21 protein-coding genes are annotated in these 25,794 nt (G+C 47.5%); 11 read left to right on the top strand and 10 right to left on the bottom strand.

Annotated elements, in window-relative coordinates; all coding sequences use genetic code 11:
• Nucleotides 1-10: 10 nt before the first annotated feature.
• The 10 genes from M0P91_RS10425 to M0P91_RS10380 all read left to right on the top strand — a co-directional run bounded on the left by M0P91_RS10425 (nucleotide 11) and on the right by M0P91_RS10380 (nucleotide 12,934).
• Complete coding sequence (locus M0P91_RS10425; RefSeq protein WP_295066911.1) at nucleotides 11-5,776, top strand: protein kinase; 5,766 nt, start codon at nucleotides 11-13, stop codon at nucleotides 5,774-5,776.
• Between the two features lie 222 nt (nucleotides 5,777-5,998).
• Complete coding sequence (locus tag M0P91_RS10420) at nucleotides 5,999-7,093, top strand: ATP-binding protein (RefSeq protein WP_295066909.1); 1,095 nt, start codon at nucleotides 5,999-6,001, stop codon at nucleotides 7,091-7,093.
• 114 nt (nucleotides 7,094-7,207) lie between these two features.
• Nucleotides 7,208-7,597 (top strand): hypothetical protein, encoded by a 390-nt coding sequence (locus tag M0P91_RS10415; protein ID WP_295066907.1) that lies wholly within the window; start codon nucleotides 7,208-7,210, stop codon nucleotides 7,595-7,597.
• On the top strand, nucleotides 7,587-8,174 hold the full coding sequence (gene rsmD, locus M0P91_RS10410) for a 16S rRNA (guanine(966)-N(2))-methyltransferase RsmD (protein ID WP_295066905.1): 588 nt from the start codon (nucleotides 7,587-7,589) through the stop codon (nucleotides 8,172-8,174). Before M0P91_RS10415 ends, rsmD begins: the two co-directional genes overlap by 11 nt.
• 42 nt (nucleotides 8,175-8,216) lie before the next feature.
• Nucleotides 8,217-9,263: a flagellar basal body P-ring protein FlgI gene (locus tag M0P91_RS10405; protein WP_295066903.1), complete on the top strand. Its 1,047-nt coding sequence runs from the start codon at nucleotides 8,217-8,219 to the stop codon at nucleotides 9,261-9,263.
• Entirely contained in the window at nucleotides 9,263-9,550 is a 288-nt protein-coding gene (locus M0P91_RS10400; RefSeq protein WP_295066901.1) for a rod-binding protein, read from the top strand. Before M0P91_RS10405 ends, M0P91_RS10400 begins: the two co-directional genes overlap by 1 nt.
• A 62-nt stretch (nucleotides 9,551-9,612) precedes the next feature.
• Entirely contained in the window at nucleotides 9,613-9,819 is a 207-nt protein-coding gene (locus M0P91_RS10395) for a flagellar biosynthesis anti-sigma factor FlgM (RefSeq protein WP_295066899.1), read from the top strand.
• Between the two features lie 19 nt (nucleotides 9,820-9,838).
• Nucleotides 9,839-10,267 carry a hypothetical protein gene (locus M0P91_RS10390; protein ID WP_295066897.1) on the top strand — a complete coding sequence of 143 codons (429 nt, stop codon included), beginning with the start codon at nucleotides 9,839-9,841 and terminating at the stop codon, nucleotides 10,265-10,267.
• A 1-nt stretch (nucleotide 10,268) separates the two neighbouring features.
• Complete coding sequence (gene flgK / locus M0P91_RS10385; RefSeq protein WP_295066896.1) at nucleotides 10,269-12,140, top strand: flagellar hook-associated protein FlgK; 1,872 nt, start codon at nucleotides 10,269-10,271, stop codon at nucleotides 12,138-12,140.
• Nucleotides 12,140-12,934, top strand: a complete 795-nt coding sequence (locus M0P91_RS10380; RefSeq protein WP_295066894.1) for an ABC transporter permease — start codon at nucleotides 12,140-12,142, stop codon at nucleotides 12,932-12,934. Before flgK ends, M0P91_RS10380 begins: the two co-directional genes overlap by 1 nt.
• An 11-nt stretch (nucleotides 12,935-12,945) precedes the next feature.
• Here M0P91_RS10380 and M0P91_RS10375 read toward each other — a convergent pair whose 3' ends face one another.
• Genes M0P91_RS10375 through M0P91_RS10365 form a run of 3 tightly spaced genes read right to left on the bottom strand, consistent with a single transcriptional unit; the run spans nucleotide 12,946 to nucleotide 16,072 of the window.
• Nucleotides 12,946-13,470 carry a hypothetical protein gene (locus M0P91_RS10375; RefSeq protein ID WP_295066893.1) on the bottom strand — a complete coding sequence of 175 codons (525 nt, stop codon included), beginning with the start codon at nucleotides 13,468-13,470 and terminating at the stop codon, nucleotides 12,946-12,948.
• Nucleotides 13,467-15,518, bottom strand: coding sequence for a TonB-dependent siderophore receptor (locus M0P91_RS10370; protein ID WP_295066891.1), 2,052 nt, complete (start codon nucleotides 15,516-15,518; stop codon nucleotides 13,467-13,469). Before M0P91_RS10370 ends, M0P91_RS10375 begins: the two co-directional genes overlap by 4 nt.
• Nucleotides 15,515-16,072, bottom strand: a complete 558-nt coding sequence (locus tag M0P91_RS10365; protein WP_295066889.1) for a GNAT family N-acyltransferase — start codon at nucleotides 16,070-16,072, stop codon at nucleotides 15,515-15,517. The genes M0P91_RS10370 and M0P91_RS10365 overlap by 4 nt, the downstream gene beginning before the upstream one ends.
• Nucleotides 16,073-16,314: 242 nt before the next feature.
• On the opposite strand from M0P91_RS10365, the gene M0P91_RS10360 reads away from it, so the two are divergent.
• Nucleotides 16,315-18,234, top strand: coding sequence for an EAL domain-containing protein (locus M0P91_RS10360; RefSeq protein WP_295066888.1), 1,920 nt, complete (start codon nucleotides 16,315-16,317; stop codon nucleotides 18,232-18,234).
• 20 nt (nucleotides 18,235-18,254) lie between these two features.
• Here M0P91_RS10360 and M0P91_RS10355 read toward each other — a convergent pair whose 3' ends face one another.
• From M0P91_RS10355 to M0P91_RS10325, 7 genes are read right to left on the bottom strand one after another with little or no spacing between them, the layout of a single operon-like run.
• A complete protein-coding gene (locus M0P91_RS10355; RefSeq protein WP_295066887.1) occupies nucleotides 18,255-18,467 on the bottom strand; it encodes a (2Fe-2S)-binding protein in 213 nt (70 codons plus the stop codon).
• Complete coding sequence (locus tag M0P91_RS10350) at nucleotides 18,464-19,642, bottom strand: glutathionylspermidine synthase family protein (RefSeq protein ID WP_295066993.1); 1,179 nt, start codon at nucleotides 19,640-19,642, stop codon at nucleotides 18,464-18,466. Before M0P91_RS10350 ends, M0P91_RS10355 begins: the two co-directional genes overlap by 4 nt.
• A 2-nt stretch (nucleotides 19,643-19,644) precedes the next feature.
• On the bottom strand, nucleotides 19,645-20,235 hold the full coding sequence (locus M0P91_RS10345) for a hypothetical protein (protein WP_295066885.1): 591 nt from the start codon (nucleotides 20,233-20,235) through the stop codon (nucleotides 19,645-19,647).
• Nucleotides 20,236-20,255: 20 nt separating this feature from the next.
• The gene (locus M0P91_RS10340; protein WP_295066883.1) at nucleotides 20,256-20,684 is read right to left on the bottom strand and encodes a hypothetical protein; all 429 of its coding nucleotides are present in this window, start codon (nucleotides 20,682-20,684) and stop codon (nucleotides 20,256-20,258) included.
• Between the two features lie 2 nt (nucleotides 20,685-20,686).
• Entirely contained in the window at nucleotides 20,687-23,944 is a 3,258-nt protein-coding gene (gene carB / locus M0P91_RS10335; protein ID WP_295066881.1) for a carbamoyl-phosphate synthase large subunit, read from the bottom strand.
• A gap of 56 nt (nucleotides 23,945-24,000) precedes the next feature.
• A complete protein-coding gene (mreC, locus tag M0P91_RS10330) occupies nucleotides 24,001-24,762 on the bottom strand; it encodes a rod shape-determining protein MreC (protein ID WP_295066879.1) in 762 nt (253 codons plus the stop codon).
• A complete protein-coding gene (locus M0P91_RS10325; protein WP_295066877.1) occupies nucleotides 24,755-25,792 on the bottom strand; it encodes a rod shape-determining protein in 1,038 nt (345 codons plus the stop codon). Before M0P91_RS10325 ends, mreC begins: the two co-directional genes overlap by 8 nt.
• Nucleotides 25,793-25,794 lie beyond the last annotated feature (2 nt).

Below are 25,794 nucleotides of genomic sequence, written 5' to 3'. Positions count from 1 at the left end.
AGGAGCCCTTTTGACGACAATTAGCAGAGACTATCAGATTATCGATACCTTGCATGAGAACCTGACGACCGTTGTGTATCGGGCGATCCATCTTTCTACGAAACACAGTGTTATTATTAAGATGCTTAAAACAAGCGCGCAGAATGAGCATAACATAGCGCAATTTGTGAATGAATATCAAATCCTTTCCTCCCTAAAGTCCTCCAAAGTTGTCAAAATGGTGAACGAAGGGGATATCCGATCACGATACATCCATATTTTCGAAGACATCGGCGGGGATTCATTGTTCAATATTCTTCAGGAGGGGCGTTTTGGGATCGACGAATCGCTGGACATTGCGATTGATGTCGCCGAAACGATCCGTTATCTGCACCAAAAACATATCATCCACGCCGATGTCAATCCCAAAAATATCATCTATAATCCTGAAACAAAAGCGGTTCAGATGATCGATTTCGGTTATTCGTTATTCGATAACCATTACCGATACAATAACGATATCGATGTCGGCACTTCCGGAAATCTCCTCTACATGTCGCCCGAACAGACCGGCCGAACCAAGCAAAAAATCGATCATCGAACCGATTTTTACAGTTTCGGGATGACGCTTTACCATCTCTTCTCCGGACAGCTCCCTTTTGATGCGAAAGACCGGTATGAACTGATTCACAAGCAGATCGCATTGGACCCAAAACCGCTCAATACCCTTAACGATGCCCTGCCGTCCGTCCTCTCGGATATTGTCGAAAAACTGATTGAGAAACAGCCTGAGCGCCGCTACCAAAGCGATGAGGCCATCGTGTATGATCTGAAGCAGTGCCGCCGGTTGCTGGAACAGAGCGGAGGGGTGGAGGCGTTTGTGATTGCGACTCAGGACCGCCCTGTGCTCAAATTCGGAGAGCGCCTTTTCGGAAGGGAACAGGAGACGGCGTTGCTGAAGAGAGCGGCCGAAAAAGCCCTTGCCGGGAAATCGGTCAGGATAGTGGTTTCGGGGAGTTCCGGAGTGGGGAAAACCCGTTTGATTGAGGAGTTTTTTACCTACCTCAATACCGGGCGATTCCGTATTTTCAAAGGGAAGTTCGAACAATATCAAACGGCTTCTCCGTATCATGTTTTTAAGCAGATTTTTTCACAGTTTCATATCCATCTAAAGAATCATGCTCCGAGAAACACAGCGTTTAACATTCATCCGAACACGATTCGGGTTTTGTGTCAAGTCTTCCCGGAACTGTGCGAAATTTTTCCGTTTTCATCGGATCAGCCGTTTCATTCGTCTGATGAGATTCGCTCTCAGCTCCCGTATGCGCTTGAAGATTTTTTCACCCATATCGTCACGGCAGATTCCCCTTTGGTCTTATTTATGGATGATCTTCAGTGGGCCGATCCGGCATCGGTAGAGGTGATCGAAAAATCGATTCTTGAAATCACCAATCCGAATCTCCATTTTATCGCCAGTTATCGGGAGAGCGAACACAGCGGTATTGCCAAATTGATCGAGGCGATTCAGGACAAATCACGCGATCACTGCTACACGCTCCATCTTACCCCTCTCAATGAAAAAGAGATCAATCGGTTTCTCGATGAATTTTTGCAGGAGAGGAGTGAACAACGTGAAAAATTTGCATCGCTGGTGTATAAAAAAACCGGCGGGAACCCTTTTTATGTCAAAACATTTTTGGGCCATCTGATTGATTCAAAGGGGTTGCGCTTTGAGAACGGCAGATGGAATTACTCTCTTGAACAGCTCAAATCGTACGCTTCCAGCATCAATATTGTGACGATTATCAATGCCCGATTCTCGCTTTTGGAGAGGGAGAAACAAGGATATCTGCAACATCTGGCATTATTGGGCAATCGGTACGATCTACGACGGACCCTCGCCATTATGGAATTTTTGGGACAACCGAACCGTTTATTGGAAGAGCTGGAAGAAAAAGGGTTCATTGAACTGGTAGGAAGAGAGTATCAGTTTGTTCACGATCAGATTCATCAGTTTGTTTTTTCCTCGATGGGTGATGGGATGAAAAAACAGATCCATAGAAAAATCGGTCACTATCTGGAACGTACGTTTGAGGGGAAAAGAGGGGGCGGCACTGTTGCCATCACCCATCATCTCAATAATGCTTATGAACGGGATGATTTTCCTGCCAGACTCTATAAACTGAATGTGCAAGCGCTGGATGAAATGATCAAGAACAACGCGTACCCATTGGCAATGGAGCGTGTACGGTGGATCGACACCCATCTATTTTGTGAACGCTTATGGAACAATGAGCGCTCTTTGACCTTTCAATACCAACTTCTGAAAGGGAAGAGTCTGTATCTCAACGCACAGCATAACGATGCGTATGCCCATACCGTACAGCTGATGGCAAAAGGGAAAAACATACAAGAGCGGGTGATGTGCTTCAGCGTGCTGAAAAACATCTGCGTCACAAAAGGGACCCATTTTAACGAGTTGATCGAGTTCGGAGATCGGTTATTAAAAGAGCTTGGACTGCACATCCCCAATACCGATAAGGAACTTCATGAAATCGTGGAAAAGTTGGATCAAAAGATCAAGAGCAATCCCCTTTACGGTAGCCCCGAAGAGATAGTCAAATTGCCACGATTGCAAAATCAGCACAAACAAAAAACTCTATCGTTGCTGGTCGATTACTGGGAAGCCGCTTTTTATCTCGCCGATATCGAATGGATGCAATGGGCCTATCTAAACATTATCGATCTCTCTTTCCGTTTCGGAAATTCGAGTGAGTCCTCTTTCGGATATGTTTTGTATGGAGCATCGATGGTTTCAAGAGGGGAGTACATGCAAGGGTACCGCTTCGGAAAGGTCTCGTTACGGCTGAATCAGGAGCTCAATGACAAGATCATGCTGCCGAAAGTCCACAACTTTTTTGCCAACTTTATCAATCCTTATGTCAAACCGTTGCCTTCCAATGTAACTTTGTATCGTAAAAGTCTTTACCAAAGCAAGATGAACGGAGATATCGTATTCGGTACCTGGGCCAATTTTTTACTCCATTTTTCCGATTTTCTCTCCGGGGAGTCGCTGGAACATCTTCGTGAGGAGATTATCAAAGAACAGACGTTTATTCTCCGTTCCGGCGATACCAAAATGATTGCCGTATTTCAGGTTCTGACCAATACGGTACGCTATCTGCAAGATCCGGGTCCTCAGGATTTTTCTGTAGAAGAGAAAGCGATTGCCATGTGGGAATCGGAACACTTTTATCCTGCACTGGCCTGGTATGGTATCTTGAAAGCACAAACGTGTATGCTTGAAGGGGAATGGAAGAGAGGGTACAACTATTTAGAGCGTTTTGTCCATTATACCTCCAACGAAGTGATCATGTTTCCGAAGATACGGCTCCATTTTTTGAGGGCAATACTCCTCTTGAACAAACGGCTCCCCTTAACCGATACCGAAACGGCACTCCTGAGGGGAGATTTGTCAGAATGCGATTCCTACTCCAAAGCGGCACCGGCCAATTATAAATTTTGGAAATTGCTGCTCAAAGCGGAGCGGATCAAATCGGTTGAAAACCATTGGAATGCGGCAAAAGCCTATGATGATGCATTGCAGGTGGCCCGAAAACATAAAAATCCGTTTGCCATTGCTATGGCCGGTGTCAGTGCGGGACGGTATTGGAAAAAACTCTCCCATCCGGAGATGGGCAATCGCTATTTCAATGAAGCCGTTGTCGGATTGAGCCAGTGGGGTGCCTACGAAGCGGCAAAGCGGCTAAAAGCGAAATACATCATCCCTACGCTATCCGCATCAAGCATGATGGAGAGCTCTTCTAACAGTTCGTTTATGAAATCGGAACCCGCCAATTTCCAGAGTCTGTTGAAATCGTTTCAAGCGATATCGCAGGTGATGAATACGGATGAACTGGTTACGACGTTACTGAAAATAATTGTGGAAAATGCAACCGCCAGCAGAGCCGTTTTGATGTTCAAAGAGGGGGAACATTTTTCCAAAAGTGCCGGTATCGATTTTGCAAACGGGGAGATCGAATTTTTAAACACACCGCTGAACGAAGCGACCTTGATTCCGCAAGCGATCGTGTTTCATGCCATCAATTCGAAAAAAAATATCACTCTGGAGAACCCTTTTGAGAGCGGCATGTTCCAATACGATGAATATATCCGCCAACACAGACCCGCTTCGTGTTCCGTTACGGTAGCGATGGTCGAAGGGAGCGTTGAAGGGGTTTTATATCTCGAAAACCGCGACGTCGTGACCCCGCTGAATCCCGATACCGTCCAGACTCTACGTCTTTTATTGACGCAGTCGGCCATTATTTTCAAGAACGCATCCTTGTATGAATCGCTCAAAAAAAATGAAAAAAATCTCAACAAAGCTCAAGAGATTGCGCACATCGGGAGTTGGCAACACAACCGAACCACCGAAGAGATCCTCTGGTCCGCCGAGACCTACCGTATTTATGAACTGGAACCGTTTGAAACGGCGATAGACGAGGATTGGTTTATACGCCATCTCCATCCCGAAGACGAGACGGTTGTTTTGAATGCCGTTGAAAAAGCGTTGAGCGGACAGCGTTATTATGACGTTACGCACCGCATTGTAACGGCAAAAGGAAATATTAAATATGTCCACCAACGAGCAGAGATGCTATGGGACGGGGAACATCAAAAAATGTCCGGAACGATTCAGGACGTCACGGAATCCAAGCAGGCGCAAGATCAGATCAGCCGCCTCTCTCAGGTCGTAGATCAAAACCCCTATACCACCATCATTACCGACAAAAACGGTTTTATTGAATACGTTAATAAACAATGCCTTGGGATGACGGGGTATTTTCACCATGAGCTGATCGGCAAAAATATGAATATTTTTCGATCCGGAGCCCACTCTGAGCCATTTTACCGGCAGCTTTGGAATACCGTGTCTGAAGAAAAACAGGTATGGCGGGGTACGATGATCAATCGGATGAAAAACGGTGAGCATCGTGATTGCGCATCGATCATATTTCCAATCTTTAACAAAGAGAATGAGATTGTCAACTTTGTGACGGTTCAGGAGGATGTAACGGAGCGCACTATCAAAGATAAGCTGTTTTTGATGCAGACGCGCCAGGCACAAATGGGAGAGATGCTCTCCATGATTGCCCATCAGTGGAGACAGCCGTTAACGATAATAAGCTCTTATCTAAGCCGGGGGCGGGTCAATATTCTTCTTCAAAAAGCGACGATGGAAAATTTTCTGGAAGATATCGATGCGATTGAATTGCAAATTCAACATCTGTCACGTACCATTACCGATTTTCGGGATTTTTTCAAGCCGAATAAACAGGCCGTGTTAACGACCAGTGCAACACTATTGTCCAAAACGCTTGGTTTGATAGAGCACTCTTTGAGCCACAATAACATTGTCGTCCGTCAAACCCATCAAAACGATCTGGAATACCGGACGTTTGAAAATGAGTTGGTTCAGGTCATGTTGAATCTTTTGAAAAACGGACAGGATGTATTTGAAGAGCGGAGTATCGTCGCACCGGAAATGGTTATCAAAAGCGATCAGCAGGAGGGGTATGTGATCATCAGCGTCGAAGACAATGCCGGCGGGATCGATACGGTTTTGATGGATACGATATTTCTCCCCTATGTCTCTACCAAAAGCCATACGGGGACCGGATTGGGACTTTATATGTGTAAAACCGTTATCGAGAACCATTGCCACGGAACCATACGGATCGAAAACACCCCAAAAGGGGCGAAATTTACGATTAAAATCCCGATATCCAGATAACAGGGGGAATTCTATCGCTTAACATCAGCGCTTAAGTCGGCTCCCGTGTTACGATAAAAATCAAAAAATTAGGGTAAACTACCCCTATTTATTTTCAATATTTTTTATTTTCTACTACGAGTGAGTCTCTGATGGATAATTTTCAATTCTTTAAAAATTTATCGGTATTGTACGCTGAGGATGAGATTACCATACGCAACCTTGCAAAAATAGGATACCCCCTTGTTCAAACTCCCCTCTGATGACCCCTACCGTAAGGAGGAGCAGCTTTATCGGACGATTTTTTCTTCTGTACGTGAATCGATCATTATTTTGGAAAACAACAGGATTGTTGACTGCAACGAGATGGCAGTCCGGTTGTTTGAGACGACCAAAGAGGAATTCATCGGGAGCGATATTTTAAATCCGGTCTACCATTTTGAATGCAGAGGAAACCCTTTTTCCCATTATCTTTTGTCCGCATCGGAGGGGAATACGACAATGATGGAGTGCTCTTTCGTTTTAGAGAAACGACATCATAAAACGAAAATTCTGGAAATGACCTTGTCGGCTTTCGGTACCGATAGCGATAAACTGATCCTGATCGCACGTGACATTACCGAAAGAGTGGAACAAGAAAAGCTCTTTAAAATGCAGGCACGACAAGCGCAGCTGGGAGAGATGATCTCGATGATAGCCCATCAATGGCGTCAGCCGTTGGCCATCATAAACGCCATCGCGGCACAGATACGGCTAAAAGAGTTGATGAAAGAGGAAGGGGACCCTTTTTTGATTGACAATCTGATCAAGATCGAGCAACAATGTGTCCATCTGTCACAAACTATTTCGGATTACAGAGATTTATCGAATCCCAATAAAGAAAAAGAACCGGTTATCCTTTCTTTGTTGGCAGAACAGGCCATTCATCTGCTGGACCATACGTTTAAAAACAATAATATCGAAGTGAAATTAATCATCGATGATGAGATCACACTGATTACCTTTTACAACGAGGTGCTGCAGGTTTTAATCACATTGCTCAAAAATTCCCTGGATGCCGCCCGGGAAAATCCGCTCAGACTCTCTCAAATCACCATCCGTATCGCTTGGGATGAGGGTTACGGAACGATTGCGGTTCATGATAATGCAGGGGGGATTTCGCCGGATTTGATGAATAAACTGTTTACCCCCTATTTTACGACGAAAAACAACAAAGAGGGGACCGGTTTGGGGCTGTATATGAGTAAAATGATTATCGAAGAACACTGTCATGGCCTACTGGAGGTCAGCAGTGAAGGGGAGGAGACCCTCTTTCGTATCAAATTGCCGGGAGAATGATTTTGAAGCGAATAGGGTTCGGATACGAATCTATGTTAAAATACGGTAATTTTTTCCACGGTTTGACGGTGTGGCAGAGATAGACGACAATCCAATAGCGAGTAGGAGAGGAGAATGATGAAAGTATCGGTGCAGTGCGAATCCCCATTGTTGCAGCGTTCACTGGAACTTTTTTTAAGAGGACATTTAACCTCACTGCGTCATTGTGACCTTGTCATCCGAGACAAAAACATCCGTGATCTTGACCATCCGACTTTTGTTATCGGATCGTATGCCGGAGCCGATTTGATCAAACCTTTTTCCAAAGCAGAACTTTTCCATGCACTGACCCATAGGATCGGTGAGCTCAAGGCAGTTCCGGCGGTAAAAACTCTACCCGAACAATCCGATGAAGTGGGAGAAACACCGGTCAGTTTTGAGATATTGGAACACCATATTGAGAAACTGACCCGTGAATATCAGGCGAATATAGTAAAGGCAATACGGGCATTTTATGAAAAATAATGAGATACTGACGAAAAAAATTATCGCGGGGCGGTTTAAAGGCAAAACCCTCTTTCTCCCCTCCAAAGAGACGACACGCAGTTCTAAAGCGATTGTCGTAGAGTCGTTTTTTAATACGATACAGTTTGACGTGATCGATTCGGTCGTAGTCGAGGTGTTCTCCGGGAGCGGTTCGATCGGACTCGAAGCGCTTAGTCGCGGTGCTAAAAAAATCATTTTTATGGAGAAAGACCGCGATGCGATCAAAGCATTGCGTGCCAATATCGCGCAAACCGATCCGAATGCCTGCGAAGTGATCGAAGGGGACAGTTTTACGAATATCGTACACGTCAAAAAACGGCTTGAATCCCTCGGTGAGAGTGCCTTTTTGTATGTGGATCCTCCGTTTGCGTATCGGGAGGGGATGGAAGAGATTTACGATAAAATGATTCGGTTGATCGCCTCTTTTCCCCAGTCGCTCGTAACATTGGTGACGATTGAACACATGAGCACTTTGGAACTCCCTGAAACGATCGGGGTATTTCATCGGATCAAAACCAAAAAATTCGGGAAAACGTCTCTCACTTACTACGCATAACTGGAATACTCTTTGCTCTCCTTTGTTGAACAAAGGATGAACATGAGAATATTTTTACTGCTTTTCGTACTGTTTTGCAGCGTATGGGCCACCCGCGTAAGCGATGTTGCCAATATCGTCGGTGTGCGTGACAATCAGATTATCGGCTATTCACTGGTGGTCGGTTTGAAAAAAACCGGGGACGGCACCACCTCTAAATTTACCCTTCAGTCGATTGCCAATATGCTCAAAGCGATGAATATCGATATGAATCCCGTGGATATAAAATCCAAAAACGTTGCGGCCGTCGTGGTAACGGCGAAATTTGCCCCGTTTGCCCGTCAGGGGGACGCTTTTGACGTAACCGTTTCGTCGATCGGCGATGCGAAATCGCTGGAGGGGGGGACCCTTCTGATGACACCGCTTAAAGGGGTGGACGGTAAAATTTACGCATTGGCGCAGGGGCCGGTCAGTATCGGCGGCAAAAATGAAAAAGGGGCCGGTGCGGAGTCCCATTCAACTGCCGGAATGGTGTATGGGGGGGGATTGGTTGAACGTGAAATTCTCCAGGATATGATTCATCAGGAGAATGCGACCCTATCTCTGAAATCCTCTAATTTTAACAATGCCATAGCTGTCCAAAAAGTGATCAATAGCCGCTATAACGCTCCCGTCGCAACCGCAATCGATCCCAGAACAATCAGTTTGAAACTTCCGAAAAATAAAACGATGGTCGAATTTTTGGCTGAGGTGCAAAATCTGGATATCAATTATGTCCAGGAGTCAAAAATCGTTATCAATGAGCGAACTGGAACTATAATTGCTGGTGTAGATATAGAGGTGAAGCCGGTGGTGATCACCCAAGGGGATATCACCGTGAAAATCCTGGCACAAGATACGGTTGCCAAACCCTCAGGAAGTGTGACGATGGACAAAAGCCTTGTCATCGGCCTCAATGAAAACGAGGTCTACACTGAAAAAGGGACGACAACGGTGGCCAATATCGCCCGTTCTTTGCAAAAACTCGGGGCCACCCCAAAAGAGATGATTTCGATTTTGCAAGCGATGAAAAGTGCCGGAGCCATTGCAGTTGATTTGGAGGTAATCTGATGGAGATATCAAACGTACCGTATCAAAAGAGTGTTCCGACTGTCGGAGCCAAAGAGGGAGATAAAGCGCTTCGTGAAAAAACCGATCAGTTTGAAGCGATTATCGTCAAGATGATGCTGGATGAAGCGATGAAAGAGGAAAAAAATCTTTTTAGCAGCGTGAACGATCCGGGAGATAAGATTTTCAAATCCATGTATCGTGAAGAGCTTTCCAACGCCAGTGCGGGGGGGTTCGGATTTTCACAAATGCTCTTTGAAAACCTGAGCCAAAAAGGGATAGAACGTTAAATTTATGGGAGTTTTTGCCGATATGGTTACTAGACATCATAAGCGGATAATAAGGATTCACCATGATCGCAAGTGTGAACAATCCCCTTTCCAGAGGGGTATATCAAGAAGTTTCAATCAAAAATAAAGAGCAGAATAAAGCTGCTCAACCGATAATGAAACAAGGTGACACAAGCCGAATCGAAGAGCTGAAAGCGTCTTTCGAAAAAGGGGAATACCGTGTCGATATTGAATCGTTGGCCAAGCGTATTGCGCAGGAGCTGACGTAAAATTTAGCAGGAGTTTATGATGTTGTCCTATCAATTGCAAAGCGCTATCAAAGATCTTGATATACTGATCTCTTTATCGCGCGAAGACATCGAAGACATAAAAGAGGCAAAACACAACTCACAGTTCGATCGTCTTTCCATCAAAGAGGAAAAAATTAAAAGTTTTGAACAAAAAAAAGCGATGATCGATCATGAGATTTCAAAACTGATGACCTCCAACAGTGACAAAAGCCTTTCCGAACTTTTAGACAGTGAACAACATCAACAGCTAGACAGCCTTAAAACCCATCTCTCGATCCTCCGTGAAGTGAACCAGCAATACGCCAAAATGGTTCTGAGTGTCGGATCGTTTTATAATACCCTCTTGGAACGTATCGTACCGACACAAATGCAGGGTTATCAAAAAGTGGCATCGTCATCCGCCTCATTTTTGGAAGTGCGAGCATAACATGGCATCGATTTTTAATGCACTCCATATCGGGTACAGCGGTTTAAATGCCGCACAAGTCGGTATTGATACGACGGGACATAATATTTCCAATGCGGAAACCGAAGGGTATACCCGACAGCGCGTCGTGACGGCTGCCGCTTACCCTTTGGGGGTTGATCCCGGGCAGCGCGGAAGCGGGACGCAGATTACCGAAATCGTACGTGTTTTCGACAAATTTGTGAACGATCGTTATACCTCTGCCGCGCAGAACAAAGAGTATTCCGACACGTTGAAAAAAAATCTTGAAGAACTCTCCACCTATTTTCCGGAAGTGGACGGCACCGGTATCAAAAACGATTTGCAAAACTATTTTGATGGGTGGCAAACCCTTGCGAGCAATCCCTCCAATACGGCGGTGAAAGTTGCGTTAGCCGAACAAGCTCAGACCCTTGCCGGTCATATCGGTCAGACCCGTACCCAAATTACAGCGCTGCAAAGTTCTTTGAACGATCAGATTGCGGTTGACGTAAACGAAGTGAACCGGATCGGCGAACAGATTGCGGGGCTGAATAAATCAATCTATCAGGCAGAATCGTCCGGTACAAGTAATGCGAACGATTTGCGTGATCAACGCAATCAGTTGGAAATGACGATGTCAAAATTGATCGGTTCCAAAGCTTTCGCCGATAAATTGCAGGCAAATGCCCCGGTTGACACCAATATTACGACCGATAAGGGTAATTATACGGTGAATGTCGGAGGATTTAACATTATTGACGGGACGAGTTTCCATCCGATCGGTATGGATGCAACGGGAAATAAAAACGGCTACAATGATTTGTATTACGAACGTCAGGATGGGGTTAAAATCCCTTTTACCTCCAGTGTTACGGGGGGAAAAATCGGCGCGTTATTGGAACTGAGAGGTTCTAAAATCGATTCGGCCGGAAATTTTGAAAACGGTTTTTTGCAAGAGACGCTCAATAATCTGGATACTTTCGCAAAAGGGTTGATCCAATCGACCAATAACCTGTATGCGCAGAGTGCGACCGATACGATGAACTCCAATCCGTTGTCTTTTAGTGACGCGCAACCTTTGCTAAGCAGCGGAGAGAATTTTAAAGCGGGTACGTTTGACGTCGTAGCGTATGACATTAACGGAAAAGAGATAGCGAGACGCTCGATTACGATGAATGCCGCTACGGTAATGGACAATGCCTCCGCAACCAATCTTCTTTCGGACGGGATTACCCGCAACAGCATTGTTGAGCAGCTCAAAGCGATGAAAGACGACAATAACGATTACAACGGACTCAACGATATAGCGAATATGATCAACAGCGTCTATATCCCCTCTTCCAAAACGTTAAGTCTGGATGTTTCAAAGAGTTTCGCGTCTGAGGGGGTTACGTTTGCCCTAGAGGATAGAGGGACCAATTTTGCCGGTGTGACCGGAATGAGCCGTTTTTTTGACGGAAATGACGCACAGTCCATAGCGCTTAATAGTACGTTGCGAAGCGATCCGACGTTGATTAAAGGGTCTAAACCACCGGTCAACGGCGATAACCAAATGGCCATGGATATGGGGGAGTTGCAGTTCACGAAAATTGATTTTGTGAACGGTTCTCTCCATTCCAATGAGACCGTCTACGGTTATTTTGATTCGCTTGTCACCAAAGTCGGAACAAAAACCAACTCCGTTATTCAGAACAACCAATCGGTAACCGCACAGTTTAATGCGATTAAGCAGGAGCAAGACTCCATCGGAAAAGTGGCATTGGACGAAGAGATGGCCAATTTGATTCGCTACCAAACCTCTTACGGCGCTGCTGCCAAGGTGATTACGACGATCGATCAGATGATGACGACCCTTTTAGGGATTAAAAGCTGATGCTCTATGTTAGTGTTGCCTCGCTGATAGGGGTGATTCTCTTTTCGTTTTTGCTCCCCTTGATCCACACGATCGATCCGTTATATTTGGATACGCATGCTATTTTACTTCCCCCTTCGCCGTCTCACTGGTTCGGTACCGATCGGCTGGGACGAGACCTTTTCGCCCGCTTGATGGCCGGCGGACAGGTCTCGCTGATGATAGGATTTACCAGTGCACTGATAGCGACGTTGATCGGATTGCTCTACGGTGTGAGTGCGGCATTGCTGCGCGGCGGATACGATAAGCTTTTTATCGTCGTTGTAGATCTTTTTTTAACGTTTCCTACCCTCTTTTTGCTTTTAACCTTGGTGAGTTACGTAAACGCATCGATTTGGGTATTGATTTTGATTATTTCACTAACAGGGTGGATGGGGACGGCACGCCTGATACGTTCGGAGAGCTTTGCCGTTAGCGCCAAACCTTATATCCGGATCCTCCATATTGCCCGGGTACCGACGTTGAAAATCATCCTGAAATACTATGCCCCTTTATTGGGTCCGATTACGTTGGTGAGTTTTACGTTCGGAGTCGGGGGGGCGATTTTGGCGGAATCGGGGCTCTCTTTTTTGGGTCTGGGGATCACCGCACCCGCGATGAGCTGGGGAAGTATCCTCAGCGGCGGAAAAGAGGTGATTGATATCGCATGGTGGGTGAGTTTTTTCCCGGGGCTAATGATCTTTATCGTTACCTTTTCGCTGATCAATATCTCTAACCGCTTGCAGGAGCGTTTTAACCAAAAAGAGGTGCGTTAAACGAAAAAATTCTAGGGGACTATCCTTGCGATTTCAAGGAGACTGTCCGGGAATGAAAATCGATTTTCCCGCAGCGCTTTGGCATTGATTAGGATAATCGGGGTTCGCTCCATTTGGATTGAGAGAAGGATGCCGTTCTCTTTGAGTTGATCCGCATCGTAAAGGGCGGTAACCGCACCGGACGTATGGAGCTTTTTAAGTTGCGAAGGGTTCCCTTTCAGCGCATAGATGAAATGATACGCTCCTGTCCCCTCCAGCTTATCAAAAGAGAGGGCGGTTAGGGCAATCGGATGAGCGTTGAGGCGCCCGTTGAATTTGGTACTTAGAATTTTGGTGCAGGTTGCGGCGGCCTCTTCGTCTCCACGGTCGTACGCAATCAGAATTTTGACGGGTGCATTGCTTTGGCTGAAAACGATATTTTTTTCAAGCATAGCAATTTTGGGAAGCAGCGTAAGCTGGGTTTCCAAAAGGAAAGGGTCGTAGGATGCACTCCATACGGCCGCATTTAGGATAAGAAGGATAAAGATTCGTTTCAAAACGTACCTCTTACGGTAACCAAAAATGTACGCCCCGGAGCCGGGTAGTCATCGTTATACGTTCCGGCAGGGCTCGGATAGCGCTGAGACGCATCAAAAATATTTTTTACGCTCAATTGAATCTCACTGTGCAGGGACGGCAGTTTGTACCCGATCGTGGCATCAACCGTTTTGATTTCTTTTAACGTTTCGCGCGGATCGTTTTGGAATCGGGGAGTATTGCTTTGCCATTGTCCGGCAAGCGAACCGTACCAAGAGGTGTCCAGATCGTAGCTAATGTACCCTCGGGCCATATTTTGGGGAGTGGAGAGGGGGATGCCGTTGCCGTCTTTGGTTAAAAGATGGGTATATGCAGCATAAAAGGAGAAGGTGCTATACCGTTTGCGCCATTCGGTTTCAACCCCCTGAATGGTGCTTTTCGATCCGTTGACATACTCATAGCGCGCCAGAGAGGTATTGTACTTTAGGTAGATCTGGTCGTCATTGCGAAGGTCAAAAAGATTGAAAGAGAGGGTGTGATCGATTCCGAAATTGTGGATGAGCTGGGTCTCGAAAGCCCAGACGCTCTCTGCCCGCAGATCGGGATTTCCCCAGCGCGCTTTGTTGTTTAGGGTGAACATCTCCTGCCAGGAGGGGTTACGGTGGGCATGTGAGATCGAGAATTTGATTAAATTTGCAGGATCGAGGGTATAAACCGCAGCGATACGGGGGTCCAGTTGCGGTGTCAAGCCGTTGCGCCGATCAAGTGTCAGCGAGGCGTAGGTGCTCAAAGAAGGGGTCACCACCCGTTCAAAAGTGAGGTAGGTGCTTAAATCGATGATCGATCCGTTGGGATTGAAAAAAGGGAGTGTTTGCGAATAATCACTCATTCCCGTTCCGCTGTCGCGATTGGTCGTCATGGTTTTTTCCGATAAAACACTACTGTGCGATTTCATGATACCGAACGTTACGTCGGTGCCGTAGAGGGTTCCGGTGAGGGTGTTACTGACACGGTACGTTCGGATAAAGGCTTCGTGGACTCCGTAAAATCCGTTTGGATAGGTAACCATGGTCGGCGGCGGGGTCAGTGAGGGGAAAACGAGCCCCGGGGGTGCTAAAAGGGCATGACTTGTAAAACTGTCTTCGATCATGGATCCCTGAAGCTTTCCGGTGAAATTGCCCACTTTATAGTGGGTACCGGCGTGCAGCTGCCACTGATCGACGTTGTAGTGGTCCCCTTCGCTTGCAAGGGCGTAATTGATCCCTCCTCCCGCGCCGTGCCGATAGGTGGAGAATCGTCCATTTGCGAAAAAAGCCCCTTTCGATAGCGATGCCGAGAGCATCGTTGCATCGGTTTGAAGGGGGGCATCTCCCGATCGGGAGAGGGGGGCATTGAGCGCTCCGAAAAGATTGTTTGAAAGGCCGTCCGGACCGTAAGGGAGGGAGAGATTGTCGCGAACCGTATAGACATCGGCGGAAAACGAGAGGTCCCCGTGCGATTGGGCATACGATCCCCCCATAGTGCGGGTACTGTTGCCACCGGCTGAAGCAAACCAGCGCAGTGGAGAGCCGGAGGAGGGTTCTGCTTTGTAGGTGGTTACGATGATGGATCCGGCATATCCCGAGTATCCGTCGCTGTAGCTGCCGGGACCGTGAACGATTTCAAGCCGTTTGATCATATCGATCGGCATGCTCAGATAGGCGGTATATCCGTCAAAAAAGAGGTCGTTGACTTCGACACCGTCAACAATCAGTTTGCTCTGGCCGTAGGCGACGGGATTGGATCCTCGAAATACCGGATTAAAGAGGGAAAGGTTGTCGCTGGCGATGTTGACTCCGGCAACAAGGGTCAGGGCATCATTGAGGGAGGAGGCACCGGCGTGGGCAAGCTCATTCCCCTCAAAGAGGGTCATGATATAGGGAAGATAGTCGATATTTGCCCGCTGATTTTTGGCCGATTGCGTGAGGGATGCCATATCCTCTATAAGCTCTTGCAACGGCTGCGTCGTAGCACCGTCGGCCCAGCAAAACAGCGGAATAAGAAGGAGTGGGATAAAAGGGGGTTTCATCGGTTTTGCTTTTGAAGTGAAGCAAGATAATCGGTTTTCAGAATAACGGGATAGCGGTCCGGCCCTATATGGTGCTGCAAAGGGCCGATCGGCTGATACGGGAGGTTGGCATAATGGAGCAGTTTTAAAAAGGCAGGTTCAACCGAGCCGATACACTGGGTGATTCCATGCTCTGCTGAGAGCTGATCAATCTTTTTTTGCATGAGCTGAAGCACCTTTACCGATTTTTTGAATTTCCTATGGCCGGCGGCAATCATGATCCGTGAAATTTCGGCTGTGGGGTAATCACGCCGAAAGATCGGGGAATCGATGATCATTCGATTGAGTGTCGGCAAACCCAACGGTTCATTGGGGAGGATAAGCCGGCAAGATGCGATGAGGTCATCATCTTCCCAGACCCCCAGCAAAAGGGAATATTCATCATACTGATCGTACTCCAGCTCTCTATTCTCTTCCACCGGCGGTAAAAAATTAAATTCTTCGACAAACACCTCATACCGTTGCCGTAATATGGAGGTCCGTTCGTATTCTGACGTTGCCGTTTTGCATTCCACTGTTGACCCTTTTATTGGTGTATTGAAAAATAATCAAAATAGAGTTAACCACAGCTGAAAACAAGAGTGCACCGTACAATGAGATAGATTTTACAATAAAAAGAGATAATTTATTGATAAAATAGATCGGATTGTGTTGAATCTGCTATACAATAGTATAGGGATTAGAGGTAAGAGTAGTTTTATGATAATTAATAATAAAATGTGATAAATTTATTGCATGATATGCAAGGTAGATAAATATGCATCTCTCCAGTTCCCGCCTCTCCTACAAAATCGTGGGTTCGCTTATCCTCATTTTTGCACTCCTGATTGTAACGGTTGGGGGAGTGGTAAAGATGGTCTTTGAAAATACGACGTTGGCGTCGGAAAAACAAAAAGCGGATTTACTGCTCCAAACGATTGAAAAACCGCTGCAGATTGCACTCTATTTAAAATTATACGACCAGATCTCCAAAAAAGTCTCTCCGGTCATCTCTCTTTCGGATGTATCAGAACTTTCGGTCGACGATTCCGATTCGAAACGATTGTACCTCTATCGCAATCCCCAAAAAGAGGTGCAATCCGAACATACCGCTGTGCGTGTTACCCATGCCATTAAAGATCCTACGAGCGGACAGTTGATAGGATCGATCACGTTAGGGTACAGTGATCGGGCATACAATGAGACACGTCAATCGATGCAAAAAATCCTTTACAGCGTCATTATCAGTATCACCCTTTTGTTTTTTGCCGCCGTGTGGTGGGTCCGCCATCTTCTATCGCCGTTGACGAAGATAGCCCAAAAAGTACGCTATTACAAGCCGGGTGACCGAATGGCGTTTGAAGAGGACGGCAGCGTGGAGATTGAACAAATCGTTAACGCATTTAATGCGATGCAAGAGACAACCTATAGCTATCTCGAACAGATGCAGGAGATGAACGCCTCCCTTGAGATTGCGGTGAGTGAAAAAACCCGGCAATTGGAAGATCAGTATTATCTTGACCGGTTAACCGGATTGCCCAATCGGTACCGATTGCAAGAGAAACTGATACGGGGTGAGGTTACGGCTCTGGCCATTGTCAATGTGGATGATTTTAAAGAAGTGAATGATTTTTTCGGGATTGCAATCGGGGATGAAATACTCGTTCAGATCGGTTCATGGCTCAATGAACTCTCCGGCTCATGCTACCGATTGGGGAGTGATGAGTTTGCTTTGACGTTTAGTAATACCTTAACTCAGGTTGATTTGGAACACCGGTTAGGGACGCTGGTTAAATTACTGGATGAAAAAACGTTTAAAGTCAAAGGGGAGAGTTTAACGATAGGGGTCACGATCGGTGTCGCCATCGGAAATGAAAAAGTGCTGACGCGGGCCGATATCGCTTTGCATTATGCGAAAGAGAACAAAAAACAGATTTGGTTTTATAATCAGGATGAAGGGGTGGAAGAGCAATACCGCTCCAACCTCACGATGGCCTCCATTATCCGTAAAGCCCTTTTTGAAGACCGTATTATCTGCTATTATCAGCCGATTATCGATATTAAAACGGGAGCTACCGTAAAATACGAGACGCTTGCGCGGATGATTGACGAAGCGGGTAAAATTGTACCGCCGATTGATTTTTTACCCATTGCCAAAAAAACGAAGATTTATCCTCAGATCACCCTTGAGGTGATCTATCAGGCGTGTACCCTTTTTGCAAAACGGGAGGAAGAGTTTTCGATCAATCTTTCAGACAGCGATATCCGTAATCCCCATACCGTGACGGAGATCATTAAAACCGTTATCGAAACGGGTACCGGTTCGCGGGTCGTATTTGAGATTCTGGAATCGGAAGGGATCGAGAGTTACGATGAGGTGGTAGAGTTTATCGGCAAAGTCAAAGCATTGGGGGCAAAAATAGCCATTGATGATTTCGGGACCGGTTATTCCAATTTTGAAAATATCCTCAAGTTAAGTGTTGATTATATTAAAATCGACGGCTCTTTAATACGGGGGATCGCAACGAATCAACGTCACCATATTATTGTTGAAACGATTGTCGACTTCGCTCAGAAGATCGGCGCAAAAACGATCGCGGAATTTGTAACGGATAAGGATGTTTATGCCGTTATCAAAGAGCTTGGGGTCGATTATTCGCAAGGGTATTTTACCGGAAAACCGATACCGTTGTCGTAAGCGACCGCAAGAGGTCGAACTTAACGGTTTTGACGCTGCTCAAGAAGGGCTTGCGCGTTTAAAAGTGCATCAGGGAACGGAAGATCGACATCGTCGCAGGGCGTTTGCAGGCATTCGGAACATCCTCTCCCCGCATCGGTATATTTGCGTATCGCTTCGGCATCATTGCCGACAGTTTGCATCGCCTCGACAATATCATCGAGGGTGACATTTTGACAGGCGCACACTTTCATTGCAGGATGTGTCCCACAAATTTCGACATATTGCCCAAAATTTTACCGCCACGGCGAAAACCCAATCCGCAGGCTTCATAGGCAAAAAATACACCGGCTTGATAAACGTTGCCACGGGTATCTTTGGGAAGCTCAACGTACTCTTGATAGACCGGTTTGAAATTGCCGTAGGGACCGTCATTGGATTCGATAACGTTTCCTGACGCGTCAAGGATCCGTATATTGGCCCCTTCGCGACCAAACATCCGTTTCTCAACACAAGAGAGCCCTTTTAAAGGTTCAAATGAGGTTTTAAGAAGGTAGGGGGAATCGGGAAAAAGATCGCATAAAATTTTCAGCATCCCTTTGGATTGGAACAAAAGGGTATAGGCGGGATTGAGCAGTATCGCTTTTTGGTTCGCCATAATCGTCCCCAGCTGTGTAGCAAGTTCCGGTTCATCGATGGCAATATCTTCCCACGGGAAGAGTTTGAACCAATATTCGTACGGATTTTCGGCACTGTCATAAATCCCCTCATCGTCGAATTTGACGCCGCCAAGCGGTTCAAATCCGGTCTCAAAGCCTGCATCGATCGCCATTTGCTGCAAAAGCCTGACCGTTTGCTCCTCTTCGATATTACCGCTCATCGAGCTGAAAAGAATTTTCCACCCCTCATAATAGCGCTCAAAATCGGCCGGGTCATCAAACAGTGTGACAAGGCGGCGGAAATTATCGCTGATGGCTTGATAGACATTATTGAATTGACGCTCCTCGTCCATCCCGTTATGTTTCAACAACGCCCATTGCAAAATAGCGGTTTCGAAAAGGGCTGTGGGGGTATCGGCATTGAATTCAATCAGTTTGATCGGCTTTCCGTCAATTCCGCCCGCCAGATCAAAGCGGCCGTAAAGGTGCCAATGGACGTCATTTTCCCAACTTTTTTTGATTGGATCGATCAGGTTAAAAGGGATCCCGATCTCAAAAAAAAGGTTGTTGTCGATGACGTGCTGCGCGCACGTTGCGTACATGTCGTACAATTCATTGACCGCTTCGTAATAGGCTTCGGCTTCACTATCGGTGACGACTACGAGTTCATCGGCGATGTATTTGCTTTGGTCATTGTCCGTATGCCATTGGAAGCCGATTTGCTCCAAAACGGTGTCGTTAATGGGTTTGACGGGTTGCAGGGTTACCATCATCAGCCTCCGTAACTGCTAGATGAGGTGGTAGAGCTGGTACTTTTACTTCCGAAAAAGCTTTTTTTCTGAGGGGACGACGTTGCGCTCCCTCCGGTGGCCCCGGAGGCGGATTTATGATAGGCCGAGCGGTTGGAGACGTCTTGATGCCTTTGAACATTTTTGTTGTTCATCAACGCATTTCCGATCATGTTCCCCAACAATGCACCTCCGGCTGCGGCAAGGATCGTACCGGCCAACCCCATCCCCTCACCCTGAGGTTCGGCGTTAAGTTCCGATTTCCCCTCTTCCATTTTTTTGTATTCCTGATCGGCAAGCTCTTTCATCTCCGCTTCCGAGAGGATCCGTTCATGGACGGTACCGTTCTCATCTTTTTCACGGATAATGGCACGGCTTGGGCCGGTGGTCGGCATCTCTTCGACAACGACGTATTTGCCGCCGGAGAGCTGCTCAACAACGATAAATTTGTTTTGCCCTTCGGCTGCTTGGGTTTGCTCTTGTTCCTGTGTCCCCTGGCAACCGCCGAGAGCACCCATTATCACAAGCCCCATCGAACCTAGAGCGACGGTATTGGTACTAAAAATATGTTTCATAAAAATTCCTTGCAGTAATATTAACGTATTTTTTGGAAACGGCGATGCCCCAATTTGAAAATGCGTGAGGGGGAGAGTTCACAGAGGCCGCGATCGTCTTCAACAATCCAATCGGCATTCTGAACACAAAAAAGGTTTTCATACGACCCTCCGCTTGGATTGGCGGAGGTGGAGTAAAACCACCCGTGCCGGGCAATCAAGGAGGCATGCGAAGGATCACTGACGTAACGGAAAGCCTGATTTTTAACGACAAAAGTCGTTTTTTTTGCCCGTCGTACCCAGTTTTTATAGCGGTTCGGAATACGGGTGTGTTCTTTGAGCGTTTTGAAATCGGAGAAAACTTTGAGAAACGGTTTGGCGCAATCGCGCATTTTTATCTCACCCAGACGCAGCGGATCTTGGGAGAGAAATCCAACCGTAGTATCGGTTTGTGCGAGAAGAACTTTCATGGTTAGGAAAGAAGGTAATCTTGCAGAGCCTGCGGTGCCATCCAGGTGTCGTCTTGCATGTGTGTCATCGCTTCGATCGCGGCACGTGCGGCACTGAGAGTAGTGAAATAGGGGATACCCATGCGTAATACGATTTGGCGAATCTGTTCCGCATCTTTTTTCGAGGTGGTATTATCAGAGGTGTTGATGGCCAGAGATATTTCACCGTTTTTCATAACGTCTTCGATATTCGGACGCCCTTCAGAGATTTTGAGAACGGCTTCACACGGAATCCCTGCCGCTTCGATCACTTTTTGGGTGCCTCGGGTAGCGACGAGTTTGAACCCTTGTGTGTGCAGACCGCGTGCGATTTCTGCTGCATGGGCTTTGTCAAGTTCGATAAAAGAGAGGAAGCAGGTTCCCGATGTCGGGATTTTATTCCCTGCCGCAAGCTGGCTTTTTGCGAAGCTGACGCCGAAGTTGGCGCTGATCCCCATCACTTCACCCGTAGATTTCATCTCAGGTGAAAGGACCAGATCGGCACCGTAGAGTTTATTGAACGGAAATACCGCCTCTTTGATCGCGACGTGTCCCTTCAGGCGTGGCTTAAGCAAGCCGTTCTCTTCCATTACGATGTTGTAATGGTCGTAAAATGCCAGAGCGCTGCGCAGTGTCTCGCCCACCATGACGCGGGTGGCGACTTTGGCCAGCGGCATACCGGTCGCTTTGGAGACGAAGGGGACGGTACGCGAAGCACGCGGATTGACTTCGATCAAATAGACTTCATTTTGATAAATGGCGTATTGGATATTGAGCAATCCGATAACACCCAGACCCAGTGCGATTTTTTTGGTTTGCTGTTCAACCTGCGCTTGAAGCTCCGGGCTGAGACTGACCGGTGGAAGCGAACAGGCGCTGTCGCCGGAGTGGATCCCGGCTTCTTCGATGTGCTGCATAACCGACCCGATGTAGACTTCGGTTCCGTCCGAAATGGCATCGACGTCAAGCTCTACGGCCTGATCGAGGAATTTATCGACGAGGACCGGAGAGTCGTTACTGACCGAGACGGCGACATCCATATAGGTGCGAAGCTCATCTTCGTTGTAAACGATACGCATCGCCCGTCCGCCGAGGACGTAGGAGGGGCGTACCAGTACCGGATAGCCGAGTTTTTCAGCGATCTCGAATGCCCCTTCTTTGGTCATCGAAAGACCGTTTTCCGGCTGTTTGAGCCCCTGCTCGACGACAAACGCCGAGAATTTTTCGCGGTTTTCGGCCAGGTCGATCACCTCTGCCGAGGTTCCGGCGATTTTAGCACCGATATTGTGGAGACCGTTGGCCAATTTGAGAGGTGTTTGCCCTCCGAAATGGACGATAATGCCATCAGGCTGTTCGGCTTCGACGATGGAGCGGACGTGTTCGAAATCGATCGGTTCGAAATAGAGGACGTCGGAGGTGTCGTAGTCGGTCGAGACCGTTTCGGGATTACAGTTGACCATGATGGTCTCGATCCCCATCTCTTTGAGAGCGAACGAGGCATGGACACAGCAGTAGTCGAATTCGATCCCCTGACCGATCCGGTTTGGCCCTCCGCCGAGGATCATCACTTTTTTCTTGTCGCTTTGGCGTGGCTCCTGAAGCCCGAGACGGGTGATGTTGGTCGTGGAGTAGAGATACGGTGTCAATGAACCGAATTCGGCCGCACAGGTATCGACTTCGTTGTATTCAAATGCGATTCCCAACGCCTTGCGTGCGTCATAGACGTCATTCTCTTTTGCGCTGCCGCCGTTTTGGGTGATAAGGCGAGCAATATTTTTATCCGAGAACCCTTCTGTTTTGAGGCGGCGCAGCTGCACTTCATCGCTCAATGTCGCTGTATTAATCAAAGGCTCCTGCGCTACTATCTCTTCGATTTGGGTTAAGAACCACGGATCGATTTTCGAGAGTTCAAAAATATCTTCGCGGCTTAGCCCCATGCGGAATCCTTGGGCAACGTAGAGTATCCGCTCGGCGTTCGGACGGCGGATTTCGTGTTTGACGAACTCCAGATCGCCGTCGATTCTGTCGAAACCGCTCAGACCTGTTTCCAAAGAACAAAGGGCTTTTTGAACCGATTCTTTGAAGGTACGGCCGATCGCCATCGCTTCTCCGACCGATTTCATACTGGTGGTAAGGGTAGATTCGGCTTCGGGGAATTTTTCAAACGTAAAGCGGGGAACTTTGGTCACGATGTAGTCGATGACCGGTTCAAACGCTGCGGGGGTGCCGGTGATGTCGTTGGTGATCTCATCGAGGGTAAATCCGACGGCAAGGAGGGTGGCGACTTTGGCGATCGGATATCCGGTCGCTTTGGACGCGAGGGCGGAGGAGCGCGATACGCGCGGGTTCATCTCGATAACAATCATACGTCCGGTTACCGGATTAACCGAAAATTGGACGTTCGATCCCCCCGTGTCGACGCCGATTTCGCGTAAAATAGCAAACGACGCGTCACGCATCCGCTGATACTCTTTGTCGGTCAGGGTCAGGGCAGGGGCGATAGTGATGGAATCTCCCGTATGGACCCCCATCGGATCGAAGTTTTCGATGGAGCAGACGATGATGCAGTTGTCGTTGCGGTCACGAATAACTTCCATTTCGTACTCTTTCCACCCCAGAAGGGACTCTTCGATCAGAATTTCGGTGATCGGAGACTCGTCCAGTCCGCGTTGAGCCAGAAGCTTGAATTCGTCGATGTTGTAGGCGACACCGCTGCCTCCGCCGGCAAGGGTATAGGAGGCGCGGATGATGATCGGAAAGCCGATCGCTTCGGCTGCTGCCATCGCTTCTTCCATGTTGTAGGCGTAGCGGGAGATCGGAAGGTCCATACCGATTTTGAGCATACACTCTTTAAATGCCTGACGGTCTTCCCCTTTTTTGATCGCGCTTGGGTTCGCACCAAGAAATTCAACCCCTTCCAGTAATCCCAATTCGTGCATTTTCATCGCGGCATTCAGAGCGGTTTGCCCCCCCATGGTAGGGAGGATGGCATCCACGTTCTCTTTTTTAATGATTTCGGCAATAATCTCAGGTTTGATGGGTTCGATGTAGGTACGATCGGCAAATTCGGGGTCAGTCATAATCGTCGCCGGATTTGAGTTGATCAAAACGACTCGATATCCCAACTCTTTAAGCGTTTTGACCGCTTGTGTTCCGGAGTAGTCAAATTCGCAGGCCTGACCGATGACGATCGGGCCCGATCCGATGAGTAATATCGTTTTGATGTCTTCGCGTTTTGGCATTGTGACCCTTCTTACAAAAATTTTATTATTATAGTCGAAAGGCACTTAAAATCCGATTATCTCACCTCTTTGATGAGATGAAAGTAAGTAGGATTCTTTCCGTAAAAGTAGGGTTCGATAACAGCGCTTTGATACCCTTGTGCCCGTGAAATAGAAATAACTTTACCCACTTTGAGACCGGATAGAAAAATTTGATCCAGACCGGATGTGAGCACTTCGTCGCCTACCGAAATAGGGATCCATGTCGGAATAAATTCGACGATGAGGCGGCGGGTATTGTTTCCGCGCACAATGCCCGGAGCCATAGAGCTGCCGACATTGACGGCATAGGAACTTTTAATGTCACCGTTGAGCAGGGCCATCGGGCGGTTCTCTTTTGCGACAACGATTCCGGCGGTATAGCCGCGATAAAGGAGGCCGTAGACCCGTTTCGGATCAAACCTCTCCATCTCGATCCAGAGTTTGTGGGGGTCGCCGAAACGGACGTACGAGAGGGCCCGGACAAGGTCGATACGCGGACGTGTCGTCAAAGTGCTGTTCTCTTCACGAAGCAGATTATGGTACTCGTCGGCAATTTGGTGAAGGGATAACAACTCTTTTTCATAGTAACGGGTCTTATTTCGAAGCTCGATGATTTGGGATCGTTGATTAAAATGTTCTTCAACCGTGTTGCGTATCGATTCGGTTCCGTTAAGATAAGAGGATTTTAGAATATGGGTGACGTAAAGGATGGGTGACTGTAAAAAGTTGGTAAAATAGAGTGCTCCTCCCACGCTAAGCGCGAGAAAGATCAGGAGAAGAAATTTGCTTTTATTCATTATCGAAAAGTTCGTGGAGCTGATCAATTTCCTCTAATGCAATGCCGGTTCCACGTGCTACGCACAAGAGCGGTTCATCCGCAACGTAGACCGGAATTTTAACAATTTCGGAGAGGTATTTGTCCAGCTGGCGGATCAATGCACCGCCGCCGGTGAGGATAACGCCGTTGTTGACGATATCTCCTGCCAGATCGGGCGGCATATTTTCAAGAACGTCCCGAAGGGCTTCGAGGATCTCTTTGAGGGGATCGCGCATCGCTTCACGGGCATCTTCACTGCTGAGTTCGATTGAGGTCAAAAGACCCTCTACCTGGTCGCGCCCGTTGATAATCATTTTAAGCTCTTGAGCAAGCGGCATAGCGGTACCGATATTGATCTTGATGTCTTCGGCGATCCGCTCCCCGATCAGGAGATTGTATTTGCGTTTGACGTAATCCATGATGGCGCGGTCAATTTTATCACCGGCTACGCGGATAGAACGGCACAATACCAATCCGCCCAGTGAAATGACGCCGATTTCGGTCGTACCGCCGCCGATATCGACGATGATGTTCCCTTTGGGCTCACGGATATCGATCCCCGCACCGATGGCGGCGGCCATCGGCTCATCGATCAGATACACTTCGCGCGCTCCGGCGCTCATCGCCGATTCGCGGACCGCTTTGCGTTCGACTTGCGTTAAGCCATAGGGGATACAGATGATGATACGCGGGCTGATGAGACTGGTACGCCCGTGGGCTTTTTCGATAAAGCGGCGGATCATTTTTTCGGTCATATCGAAATCGGCAATCACCCCGTCTTTCATCGGGCGGATCGCTTTAATGTTTCCCGGCGTTTTACCGACCATCTCTTTGGCTTCGCGTCCTACCGCCAGAACCCGCTGTTGTCCGTACTTTTCCGTTTTGACGGCGACAACCGAAGGTTCATTGATGATGATCCCTTTTCCTTTGGCAATGACAATCGTGTTTGCCGTCCCTAAATCGATGGAGAGGTCATTGGAGAACATACCGATAAGTTTATTAAATAGCATTT

The organism is Sulfuricurvum sp. (assembly GCF_023229695.1).
GTDB lineage: Bacteria > Campylobacterota > Campylobacteria > Campylobacterales > Sulfurimonadaceae > Sulfuricurvum.
The sequence above is the reverse complement of the archived record's forward strand: the minus strand, read 5'-3'. Positions and strand labels throughout refer to the sequence as shown.